The sequence below is a fragment of the Nocardia sp. NPDC057455 genome (assembly GCF_042802775.1).
Lineage (GTDB): Bacteria > Actinomycetota > Actinomycetes > Mycobacteriales > Mycobacteriaceae > Nocardia.
Genome location: NZ_JBHVDM010000141.1, coordinates 1 through 11,437, shown reverse-complemented (window position 1 = coordinate 11,437; position 11,437 = coordinate 1). Strand labels below are relative to the sequence as shown.

10 protein-coding genes are annotated in these 11,437 nt (G+C 68.2%); 6 read left to right on the top strand and 4 right to left on the bottom strand.

The annotated features are described in order from the left end of the window. Positions 1-556 precede the first annotated feature (556 nt). The 4 genes from ACFU5M_RS32670 to ACFU5M_RS32655 all read left to right on the top strand — a co-directional run bounded on the left by ACFU5M_RS32670 (position 557) and on the right by ACFU5M_RS32655 (position 4,184). Positions 557-2,836: a transglycosylase domain-containing protein gene (locus ACFU5M_RS32670; RefSeq protein WP_379055155.1), complete on the top strand. Its 2,280-nt coding sequence runs from the start codon at positions 557-559 to the stop codon at positions 2,834-2,836. A gap of 250 nt (positions 2,837-3,086) precedes the next feature. Next, on the top strand, positions 3,087-3,545 hold the full coding sequence (locus ACFU5M_RS32665) for a GyrI-like domain-containing protein (RefSeq protein WP_159841243.1): 459 nt from the start codon (positions 3,087-3,089) through the stop codon (positions 3,543-3,545). 9 nt (positions 3,546-3,554) lie between these two features. Beyond that, positions 3,555-3,980, top strand: coding sequence for a GyrI-like domain-containing protein (locus ACFU5M_RS32660; protein WP_379055153.1), 426 nt, complete (start codon positions 3,555-3,557; stop codon positions 3,978-3,980). 63 nt (positions 3,981-4,043) lie between these two features. Continuing rightward, positions 4,044-4,184: a type II toxin-antitoxin system RelE/ParE family toxin gene (locus ACFU5M_RS32655; RefSeq protein WP_379055151.1), complete on the top strand. Its 141-nt coding sequence runs from the start codon at positions 4,044-4,046 to the stop codon at positions 4,182-4,184. 60 nt (positions 4,185-4,244) lie between these two features. Here ACFU5M_RS32655 and ACFU5M_RS32650 read toward each other — a convergent pair whose 3' ends face one another. The 4 genes from ACFU5M_RS32650 to ACFU5M_RS32635 form a co-directional block, all read right to left on the bottom strand. Then, positions 4,245-5,345: an inositol-3-phosphate synthase gene (locus ACFU5M_RS32650; RefSeq protein ID WP_379055149.1), complete on the bottom strand. Its 1,101-nt coding sequence runs from the start codon at positions 5,343-5,345 to the stop codon at positions 4,245-4,247. Continuing rightward, positions 5,338-5,895: a PadR family transcriptional regulator gene (locus tag ACFU5M_RS32645; RefSeq protein WP_379055157.1), complete on the bottom strand. Its 558-nt coding sequence runs from the start codon at positions 5,893-5,895 to the stop codon at positions 5,338-5,340. The genes ACFU5M_RS32650 and ACFU5M_RS32645 overlap by 8 nt, the downstream gene beginning before the upstream one ends. A gap of 111 nt (positions 5,896-6,006) precedes the next feature. Further along, the gene (locus tag ACFU5M_RS32640) at positions 6,007-6,804 is read right to left on the bottom strand and encodes a DUF1707 domain-containing protein (protein WP_379055147.1); all 798 of its coding nucleotides are present in this window, start codon (positions 6,802-6,804) and stop codon (positions 6,007-6,009) included. Positions 6,805-6,807: 3 nt separating this feature from the next. Continuing rightward, positions 6,808-7,899: a DUF1707 domain-containing protein gene (locus ACFU5M_RS32635; protein WP_379055145.1), complete on the bottom strand. Its 1,092-nt coding sequence runs from the start codon at positions 7,897-7,899 to the stop codon at positions 6,808-6,810. Between the two features lie 112 nt (positions 7,900-8,011). Here ACFU5M_RS32635 and ACFU5M_RS32630 point away from each other — a divergent pair, with 112 nt between their 5' ends. Together ACFU5M_RS32630 and ACFU5M_RS32625 are read left to right on the top strand one after the other, a co-directional pair. Next, the gene (locus tag ACFU5M_RS32630) at positions 8,012-8,431 is read left to right on the top strand and encodes a DUF5318 domain-containing protein (RefSeq protein ID WP_379055143.1); all 420 of its coding nucleotides are present in this window, start codon (positions 8,012-8,014) and stop codon (positions 8,429-8,431) included. A 529-nt stretch (positions 8,432-8,960) separates the two neighbouring features. Next, entirely contained in the window at positions 8,961-11,396 is a 2,436-nt protein-coding gene (locus ACFU5M_RS32625; protein WP_379055141.1) for a transglycosylase domain-containing protein, read from the top strand. Positions 11,397-11,437 lie beyond the last annotated feature (41 nt).

Genomic DNA, 11,437 nt, shown 5'->3' with positions numbered 1-11,437 from the left:
CCGCTGGCGACTTCGTCGCGGACGCGGCGGCCACTCGGACGCGAGCCGGGCCGCGAACGGAACATGCTCGGTCTCGCTTCGCTCGAAACCGGGAGTTGAGGTGCGCCGGGCGCGTCACGCGGCAGTCAACCGGCCGCATGTACGCCGCTCGAGACGACAGCCGCGCGACCGTGTCACCGACTACCTCATAGAAATGGCAGCTATTCGGGCGCGAGTCGAACCCGGTCAGTCGAACCGGCGGTCGCACCATGTGGCGGCGTGGCCACCGCCGCCGGAGATCGCCTACGGCACACGCACAGCGCACGCAGTGGTGTAGGTCGAGGCGGGTATCCGCTGCTCTCGAATCCAGTCCGGCCTGGTTCGATCGCGTCGATCCTGGGCCACGTTTCCGGAATGCGGCAACCCGAGCTCTGTGCACGGACAAAGCGGTCGACATCGGCGCGGGTCGACGCCCGGAAAGTGGAAAGCCGCTTGTGAAAGAACGCGGTAAGCTCTGCCTTTCGATGCTCTTTTCCGTTCGTTCGTCAGGTGAGTTCGTCCGGCGCTCCGGGAGGAGATGATCGTGAGCTCGTTCCGCAAACCGCGCGGACGTAGACGCGGCGCCAAGGGGGCTCCCCCGACCGCACCGTATGCCTCGATCGCGGGCTGGACGCAGCGGCCGGATGCGGCGAAACGGGACGCACGGACCCGCCGCGAACGCGCGGCGGCCCGCCGGAAAACACAGCCGCCCATCCCACGTCCGGCGGCCGAGCCCAATCGGCCGCCGCGCAGCAGAGCCGAGCGTATCCGTCGTCTGCTGCTCGCCTTGTTCATCCTCTTCGGCGTGGTGCCCGCGCTGCTGTCCGTCCTGGCGTACTGGAGCGCCGAGATACCGGATCCGAATGCGGTGCAGACCAATCAGATCGCGACCATCTTCGCCGCCGACGGCAGCACCGTGCTCGCGAAAATCGTTCCACCGGACGGAAACCGGATGCCCGTCCCGTTGTCCGAGGTGCCGCGGCCGGTACGCGACGCGGTGCTGTCGGCGGAGGATCGCAATTTCTACACCAACCCCGGCTATTCGACTTCCGGCTTCCTGCGTGCCGCGCGGGACAACCTGCTCGGCAAGGACAACGCGGGCGGCGGCTCCACGATCACCCAGCAGTACGTCAAGAACGCGTTCCTCGGCTCCGAGCGCACCGTCACTCGCAAGATGCGCGAGCTGATCATCGCGGCGAAAATGGCGCGGCAGTGGAGTAAAGACGACATCCTCGCCGCGTACCTGAACACCATCTATTACGGCCGTGGGTCATACGGCATCGCCGCGGCGGCGAAGGTCTACTTCGACAAACAGGTGAACCAGCTGACCCTCGCCGAAGGCGCGGTACTCGCGGCGCTGATCCGGACACCCTCGATCCTGGACCCGGAAACCCACCTCGCGGACCTGAAAGCGCGCTGGCGCTACGTGCTCGACGGAATGGTCGAGATGGGCGCGCTGGCCCCGGGCGATCGCGACGCGACCACCTTTCCGCCGATCATCCCGCTCACCCAGATCCCGGACGACAACGTGGCGCGCGGCCCCGAGGGCCTGATCCGCAACCAGGTGGTGCGCGAACTGCGCGACTCCGGCGTCAGTGAGCGCGACCTGGACAAGGGCGCGTTGCAGATCACCACCACCATCGACCCCAGGGTGCAGCAGGCGGTGCTGGGCGCGGTGGGCGACCGGCTGGGCGCACAGCCACCGGAACTGCGCGCCGCGGTGGTGTCGATCGACCCACGCTCCGGCGCGGTGCGCGGGTACTTCGGCGGCTACGACGGTATCGGCTTCGATTTCGCCCAGGCGCCGTTGCAGACCGGATCGGCGTTCAAGGTCTTCGCGGCGATCGCCGCACAGCAGCAGAGCATCCCGCTGTCCCGCGTGCTGGACAGCTCCCCCGTGACCGACCGCGGTACCCGGATCACCAATGTGGACGGCGAGTCCTGCGGCAAGTGCACCATGGCGGAGGCGCTGAAGCGATCGCTGAACACCAGCTTCTACCGATTGACCATGACGATGTTCGACGGCCCGCAGGCCATCGCGGACGCGGCGCACGCGGCGGGCATCCCGGAGGACCTGCCGGGCGTGCCGGGCAAGACCCTCACCGAAGAGGGCGGGCGACCGCTGAACGGGATCGTCCTTGGGCAGTATTCGGTCCGGCCCATCGACATGGCCTCGGCCTACGCCACGATCGGCGCGTCGGGCGTCTATCACCGGCCCTATTTCGTGCAGCGCGTGGTGACCGCCGACGGGCGGGTGCTGCTGGATCGCGGCCCGGACCAGCAGGTCGGCGAACAACTGCCCGAGGGTGAGCAGCGCATCCCCAAGAAGATCGCGGAGAACACCACCGAGGCGATGCTCCCGATCGCGGCCTACTCCAATGGGCACGCGCTGAAGAACAATCGGCCCTCGGCCGCCAAAACCGGTACCACGCAACTCGGTGCTAGCGATCTGAACAAAGACGCGTGGATGATCGGGTTCACCCCGTCGCTGTCCACGGCGGTATGGATCGGAACCTCGCAGTCACAACCGATCCGCACCGCGCGCGGCGCCGACATCTACGGTTCCGGCCTGCCCGCCGACATCTGGAAACAGGTCATGGACGACGCGCTCGACGGCACACCCATCGAACAGTTTCCGGGGACGCAGGCCCCGGACCGGCCGAATCAGAGCAAGCCGCCCTCGGGCGGGCCCTATGACATCCTCAATCCACCGCAGCCGTCACCGCGGCGCGAACCCGTCGTGATCGTCCCGTCCAGCCCGCAACCGCCCCGGGAGGTGGAGATTTTCCCGGGCCTGAGCATTCCGGTTCCTGGATAGCGATGATGCTGTGACCTTCCGTGGCCCGGCGGAACGCATGACATGGCAGCATCGTTTGCCAGAGTGAGAGCGAACAGCGAGTGCGTCGGAACGGGCCGACGCCGAAACCGCGGAAACGATGCGGAAGGATATGCGCTCGAGCGACGACAGCGCGGCGCGAGCGGCGGGCCCGGAGGCGGTAACCTGCGCACCATGGAGGGCACCGGGAGCGACGCCAATTGAAGACAGACGAGACATAGGGGCTACGCCGGTGGATTTCAATGTCGTTGACCAACCCGAGACGCTGGTGGCGGGAACAGTGCTTCGCAGCCCCGCGCTCGCGGTCGAGGGGCCGCGCCGCGCGAAAGTCGAAGAGGCGTGGAAGCGCAACCTGGCCCGCAAGCTGCCCGGACCGCCGACCACGGCGTACGTCGACCACGCGCCGGAGATCAATTCGTACCTGACCCATATCGTCGGCTACCGCTGCCACAGCTTGGCCGACCTGCAGCCCGGCGACGTGCTCGCCCGGGTACCCGCCGGGCGCTTCGCCCGGTTCATCGCCAGCGGGGACAATCTCGGCGACACCATTGTCAGTATCTGGCGAGCGGTGTGGGACGCGGAGGCCGCGGGGCGGCTCGTGCGCGCCTATACCGGCGACTGGGAACACTATCCGGACGCACGAACGGTGGAAGTCTTCGTGGCATTGGCAGACGATCAGGGCAACGGGTAGGAACAGACAGTGGACTTCGAGATCGTCACTCTGCCGCAGAGCATGGTCGCAGGCCTGACCGTGCCGCTGGCCGGCCGCGAGGTGACCGCGCGTGACCTCGACCTGGTGAATTTCACGTGGGACAGATATCTGGCGCGGGAGAAGAACGTACAGCGGGTGGCCGCCTACATCGGCCAGAACGATCACGCCGTCGCGGTGCTCGGCTACGAGATCGGCGGAATGGGCGAGTTGGACCCCGGTGATGTGCTCACCATCATCCCGCAGGGCCGCTATGCCAAATTCGTCGTCGCCGACAAACCCTACGACTTGCTCCGCACCGCCTGGGCGCAGGTGGCGAAGGCCGAGAACGCGGGAACCATCACCCGCTCCCACACCGCCGAGGTCGAGCGCTACACCGGCCCGGCGTCGGTGGAGGTCTACGTTTCGCTGGACTGAACAACCTTCCCGTCCACGTCCGCGAAGCCGAATCCGGCGAGCAAGTGTGCCCCGGGGCTCGACGTGAAGAAGTTGTCCGGCCACCACGACCTGTTCCGCCTCCGGGTCGGCAGATACCGGGTCGCCTACCGGGTGGACAACGGCGTGCTGGTCATCCTCGTGGTCGAGGTCGGCCGGCGGAAAGACGTCTATCGCGGCCTGTAGTTCGGCGGCAGGTCGGCCGAGGGCATAACGCCTCCGGCCGACCTCATGCCGGTGCGGTGCCTACTCCGCGCCGATGATGAAGGCTTCCAGCTGAGTGCGCGCGATGTCGTCGGCGAGCTGCTGCGGCGGGGACTTCATCAGGTAGGCCGAGGCCGGGATGACCGGTCCGCCGATCCCGCGGTCCTTGGCGATCTTCGCCGCGCGTACCGCGTCGATGATGATGCCCGCGGAGTTCGGCGAGTCCCACACCTCGAGCTTGTACTCCAGGTTCAGCGGCACGTCACCGAAGGCACGGCCCTCCAGGCGGACGTAGGCCCACTTGCGGTCGTCGAGCCAGCCCACGTGATCGGACGGGCCGATGTGCACGTCGTTGGCGCCCAGTTCCTTCTTGAGGTTGCTGGTGACGGCCTGGGTCTTGGAGATCTTCTTCGACTCCAAGCGCTCGCGCTCGAGCATGTTCTTGAAGTCCATGTTGCCGCCGACGTTGAGCTGCATGGTGCGGTCGAGCTGCACGCCGCGATCCTCGAACAACTTGGCCATCACGCGGTGGGTGATGGTCGCGCCGACCTGGCTCTTGATGTCGTCACCGACGATCGGGACACCGGCCTCGGTGAACTTCTCCGCCCAGACCGGGTCGGAGGCGATGAAGACCGGCAGCGCGTTGACGAACGCGACACCCGCGTCGATCGCGCACTGCGCGTAGAACTTGTCGGCTTCCTCCGAACCCACCGGCAGGTAGGACACCAGCACGTCGACGTTGTTGTCCTTCAGCACCCGCACCACGTCGACCGGCTCGGCCTCGGACAGCTCGATGGTCTCCGCGTAGTACTTGCCGATGCCGTCGAGGGTCGGGCCGCGCTGCACGACGACGTCGCTCGGCGGCACGTCGGAGATCTTGATGGTGTTGTTCTCGCTGGCGAAGATGGCCTCGGCCAGGTCGAAGCCGACCTTCTTCGCGTCCACGTCGAACGCGGCGACGAACTTGACGTCGCGGACGTGGTAGGGCCCGAATCGCACGTGCATCAGACCGGGAACGACCGAGGACTCGTCCGCGTCCCGGTAGTACTGCACGCCCTGGACCAGCGAAGAGGCGCAGTTGCCCACACCTACGATGGCGACGCGAACCTCTGTGGCGTTGTCAGCCTTTTCGATGTCACTCATGGCCGATATTTCCCTCTTTCTGTGGTGCCGCCTTCGTCGATTGCTCCGCCGCAATCAACTCGTTGAGCCAGCGCACTTCGCGCTCGCTTGATTCGAGTCCGAGTTGATGGAGCTGCCGGGTGTAGCGATCCAGCGAACCGCCGGCCTTCTTGATCGCCTCCCGGAGCCCCTCTCGGCGCTCCTCGACCTGACGCCGCCTGCCCTCCAGGATCCGCATCCGCGCTTCCGCGGGGGTGCGGCTGAAGAAGGCCAGATGAACGCCGAAGCCGTCGTCGGTGTAGTTCTGCGGTCCGGTGTCGGCGAGCAACTCGCTGAACCGCTCCCGCCCGACCGGAGTCAGTTGGTAGACCCGTCGCGCACGGCGAGTCGTCGCGCCCGCGGGTATCTCCTCGGCGATCAACCCGTCCGCCTGCATGCGGCGCAGCGTCGGGTAGAGGGAGCCGTAGGAGAAGGCACGAAATGCCCCGAGCAGGCCGGTCAACCGCTTGCGCAGCTCGTACCCGTGCATGGGCGCTTCCAGGAGCAGCCCGAGGATTGCCAGCTCGAGCACGGGCTTCACCCCCTGACTGTGTACGAACCTAACCGATGGATGCGACCTTCCACTATATCGGAGCGATACATCTGTGCACAGACCGCGGCCAGGTACCGGTGTTGCGCTGATTCAGCGAGAGGGCGGGAAGACCGCGATCGGCTCGCCCGCGAAAGTGACCTTCGCGTAGCCGGAGCCGCCGCCTTCGCACTTCACGTAGATATCCACTACGGGACCGCGGTCGACCGTGCCGGGCGAGTCGAACTGCAGGCTGACGTGGCTGATCTCGCCGTCCGGGCACCGCACCGTCTGCGGCGCGCCGGCCAGCAGCCGGGCGATGGCGGGCACGTCGACGGTGGCGAGGTCGAAGGTGGGCGTCCCCGCAGTACGCTCGGAGGTCCGCGAGGTGCGGAAATCGCCCCTGTAGTTGTAGTCGCCGGTCTGGGCTGCGTTGCCGGGCGTCCGCCGGTCCACGACGGCGTACTTCGGGTACAGCGTGACATCGTCGGCGATCAGGTCGCCGAACTCGGCCCGATACTCCGCGAGGAAGTAGGCCAGTCCCGCACCGGTGGTCATATCGGGAACCTTTTCCGACGACCCGGGCACATCGATGCCGCAACGGCTGATCGCGCCCACCATCGCACCCGCGACGAGGGCGGCCGCGATCGTCGAGACCGGCGCCAGCCAGCGCCGCGGCCGCCGCCGGTCCACGCGAACTACCGGGGCGTTCGCGAGTTCGCCCGGAATCTGCAGATCGCCGATCAAGGCGTCGAGCTCGCCGAAGGACTTGGCGCGCATCGCCTCGGCGGTCCGCGCGGCGTGCTCGCTCGCGGTGAGCTGGCCATCGGCCAGTGCTGCGTCGAGCAAGCCGCACACGTCGGCGCGGTCGGTGTCGCGGGCGCGGAGACCGCTGTATCGGGTTGTCGCCATCGCCTATCCCTCGAACGGCCGGACGCGGCGAACCTCGCCCGCCGGAGTCAGCGTGAAGTAGCCGTTCTCCTTGGCCGAGTTGTTCACATAAACGGTGATGGTGGGCTCGGCGGAGCCTCCGTTGCCGTTCGCGCTCACCGCGAGATGCGACACCGCACCGCCCGGCACCCGGGTGATCGTGGCGGCGTCGGCGAGCGCCCGGCCGATCGCCTCCGCGTTCCACGCGCCCAGATCAACCGACGGCGTGTCGGCCTTGCGCGTCTCGATCTGCTGGGACTGCGCGAAGCCACCGCGGTAGTTGTAGGCGACCTTCCGATTCGGCTGGCCCGGCACCGACCGGACGAGGCTGGCGTACCCGTCGTGCATCGCCAACTCGTCGACCTGGAGATCGCCGAATTTCCGCTGGTAGTTTCGCAGGAATGTGGTGATCCCGTCGGTGGTGAGCGGGCTCGGTGTGGGGATTACCAGCGGCTGCACCGCTCCTTGGTCCAGCACGGGCAGTGCTCGCGCCGCCGGTCGCGGTTCCTCCGCTTCCCGGGTGACTGCGAGAAATCCGGCGCAGGCGGCCAGCACCGCGGCGACGCTCACCGCGCCCACATACCACTGGCGGCGACGCGAACGCGGTGGCCGCGGCGCGGGGCCGCTACCGCGGGGCCGCTGCAAGTCCGATACCAAATCCCGCAAGTCACCCAGGGTGCGCGCCTCCGACGCGAGTTCGGTCAGGGTGTCGTGCTCCTCTTCGGACAACTGGCCGTCGGCGCGGGCGGAGTCGAGTACGTCGCGAGTAGTGGCGCGATCGGCATCGCGCGCCCGGGTGTGATCGGGATAACTTCCCCCGGATGCCGAGCGGCGCAAGACTTTTCGCGTGGCCGACGAGCGCTGCGCGGTGAACCCCCGCGCCGCGGCCGGGGTTTGCAGATCAGCGGTGAGCGCGGCCAGCGCGCCGAGCGTTTTCGCCGCCGCGGCCTGCGCGATTCGGTCGTAATACTCGTCGGCGCCGAGCTGGCCCTCGGCGTAGGCGGCATCCAGCAGGCTGGACGCGGTGGCGCGGTCGAGGTCACGCGCTCGCGTGCGCCCGGATGCTGCGGTGGACACAGATGGATCGTAATGCGGATAACGGCGCGACGCGCCGGATCCGGCCCCGCTGGAGCCGGTCAATCCGCACAGCCCGGGGCGGCCCGATTGCAACACCGCTACTCTGGTTCTCGTGCGAATTCAGCGGCAAGTTGTCGACTACGCCCTCCGGCGCCGGTCGCTGCTGGCTGACGTCTATGCGGGCCGGGTCGATGTCGCCGAGGTGTGTGATGCGAATCCCTACCTCTTACGCGCGGCCAAGTTCCACGGTCGGGGGAGTGAGGTCACATGCCCCATCTGCCGGAAGGAACAGCTGACCCTCGTATCCTGGGTCTTCGGCGACGGCCTGGGGCCTGCCGCCGGATCGGCTCGCACACCCGAGGAGCTCGTGCGTCTCGCGGAGACGCGCGAGGAGTTCTCGGTCCATGTCGTCGAGGTATGCCGGACCTGCAGCTGGAATCATCTGGTGCAGTCCTATGTGCTCGGTTCCGCGCCCGCGCCGCCGCGCCGCCGCACCGGGACACGCGCGAACCGGCGCAGCGCCGCCGAATGAAGTGCCTGGTCATCTGCCCGTCGGGTGACTCGCGGAGCCGGCATGCGTCCGCCGCGGTGACGACTACCGCTGAAAGCCACTTGGACCGCTACGAGTTATGGAGATCTTGTCAGTGAATTCGCCCTACGAGACTTCCCCCTACGGCGATGAGCCACCTGGCGGCCGTCCTCCACAGAGTTCACGCCCAAGTCCCAACCCGTACCAGAACCCCCGTCCCGGTCCGCCGCCCGGCGCTCGTCCGGGCCCGCCGCCCGGCGCTCGTCCAGGTCCGCCGCCCGGCGCTCGTCCAGGTCCGCCGCCCGGCGCTCGTCCGGGCCCGCCGCCCGGCGCTCGTCCTCTCCCCGGTGAGCCACGTGGCCCGCAGGCGCCGAGCCGTCCCGGCCCGCCGCCGCAGGGGCGACCGCCGCAGGGCGGCCGTCCGCCTCAACCGGGCCGTCCGCCGCAGCCGAATCGCGGCGCGCCCGATGCCGGCGCTGCCGGCCCTCAGCAGACCCAGAAGGTTCAGCGGCCTGGCACGCTGACCGAGGCGGTGGCCGAGCGCGACCGGCGAGGCCCCGCCACCGGCCCGCGACCGGTCACCGGCGCACGTCCGGCGGTCGACCGTGAAGGCCGTCGCGTCCCGGGCAGCGGATCCACCACCGGCGAACGCAGGCGGACCGCGGGCGGACCGCCGTCGGGTCCGCCGCCCCGCCGTGGCGGCGGCAACGGCGACGGCTCCGACGGGCCGGGCAGGCGGCCCGCGCAGAAGAAGAAGTCGCCGTGGCGCATCGTTCGGCGCACCCTCTACGTCCTGATCGCGTTGGCCATCCTGCTGCCCAGCGGCATCTTCCTGGCCGCGTACACCACGGTGTCGGTGCCGCAGCCCGGTGACCTCAAGACCAACCAGGTGGCGACCATCCTGGCCTCCGACGGTGACACGGTGATCAGCAAAGTGGTTCCGCCGGAAGGCAACCGGACCGACGTCACCATCGAGCAGATCCCGCCGCACGTCCGCAACGCGGTGATGGCCGCCGAGGACCGGGACTTCTACACCAACCCAGGCTTCTCGATCTCCGGCTTCGCGCGTGCCGCCAGGGACAACATCCTGGGCAAGGAGAGCGCGGGCGGTGGTTCGACGATCACCCAGCAGTACGTGAAGAACGCGCTGGTCGGTGACGAACGCTCGCTGACCCGCAAGATGCACGAGCTGGTCATCTCGGCCAAGATGGCGCGGCAGTGGAGCAAGGACGAGATCCTCGCGGCGTACCTGAACACCATCTACTTCGGTCGGGGCGCGTACGGCATCGACGCGGCGTCCAAGGCGTACTTCGGCAAGCCCGTGCAAGAACTGACCGTCGCCGAGGGCGCGGTGCTGGCGGCCACCATCCAGCTGCCCTCCAGCCTGGATCCGGAGAAGAACCCGGAGGGCGCGAAGACCCGCTGGGGCTACGTGCTCGACGGCATGGTCTCCGCCGGAAATCTGAGTACGGGCGAGCGGCAGAGTCTGCAATACCCACCGGTGGTCCCGCTCGCCTCGACCCAGGACAAAGAGCAGGACTCCGGCCCCGAAGGCCTGGTCAAGACCCAGGTGCTCAAGGAACTCGCCGCGGCGGGAATCAGCGAGCAGCAGCTGAACACCTCGGGCCTGCAGATCACCACCACGATCGACCCGAAGGCGCAGCAGGCGGCCGTCGACGCGGCGACCAAGAACATGGACGGCGAGCCGGAGAACTTGCGCACCGCGGTGGTCTCCATAGATCCTCGCACCGGCGCCGTGCGTGCCTACTACGGCGGCAATGACGGCCAGGGTTATGACTTCGCCAACGCGGGCTTGCAGACAGGTTCCTCGTTCAAGGTCATCGGCTTGGCGGCGAACTTGGAGCAGGGCATCCCGCTGTCGCAGCTGTACGACAGCTCGCCGATCACCGTGAACGGCATCAAGATCACTAACGTCGAGGGCGAGCAGTGCGGCATGTGCACCATCGCCGAGGCACTGAAGCGGTCGCTGAACACCAGCTTCTACCGCATGCAGTTGGACATGCAGAACGGCCCGCGCAAGATCGCCGACATGGCGCACAAGCTCGGCATCCCGGACACCATTCCGGGAGTCGGCAAGACGTTGACCGAGTCGGATGGCTCAGGGCCGAACAACGGCATCGTGCTCGGGCAATACCAGGCCCGACCGCTCGACATGGCTTCCACCTACGCGACCTTGGCGGCCTCCGGGGTCTACCACGCGCCGCATTTCGTATCGAAGGTCGTGACCGCCGACGGTCAGGTCCTGCTGGATCGAGGTGAAGTGGCCGGGGAGCAGCGCGTCTCTGCCGCTGTGGCCGACAACGTCACCGCCGCCATGCGGCCTATCGCCGCCTATTCGCGCAACCACGGCCTGGCCGGCGGCCGAGACTCGGCGGCGAAGACCGGCACCGCTCAGCTCGGAGAGACGGGCGAGAACCGGGACGCGTGGATGGTCGGATACACCCCGTCGTTGGCGACCGCGGTCTGGGTCGGCACCGAGCAGGGCGACCCGCTGCGCAACGCCAGCGGCGGCATGATCTATGGGTCCGGCCTGCCGTCGGATATCTGGAAGGCCACCATGGACGGTGCCCTGAAGGGCACCCCCAACGAAAACTTCCCGAAGCCGGCTCCGATCAAGGGGCAGGCCGGTGTGCCGGAGTGGTCGGCGCCCTACACTCCGCCGTCCACTGTCGATGCCCCGGTGCTGCCTCCGGTCGTAGTGGCGCCGACCCAGGTCGAAATCCTGCCCGGCATTACAATTCCGGTCCCCGGCGTCCAACCAGCCCCGCAGCAGCAACGCCCGCAGCAGCAGCGGCAGCAGGACTCGGGTCCGTTGCCGGGTCAGCCGGTTGCACCAGATGGCTCGTCGCCCACGGCGACCGGCGCGCCCCGTCCCGGCAACCAACGCAACGACAACTCCGGGCAAGAAGAAAGCTCGAACGGGACGCCGTCGACACGGGGCAGATAGTCGACATGCGATGTCGGGCCCGGCCACGTTGTGGCCGGGCC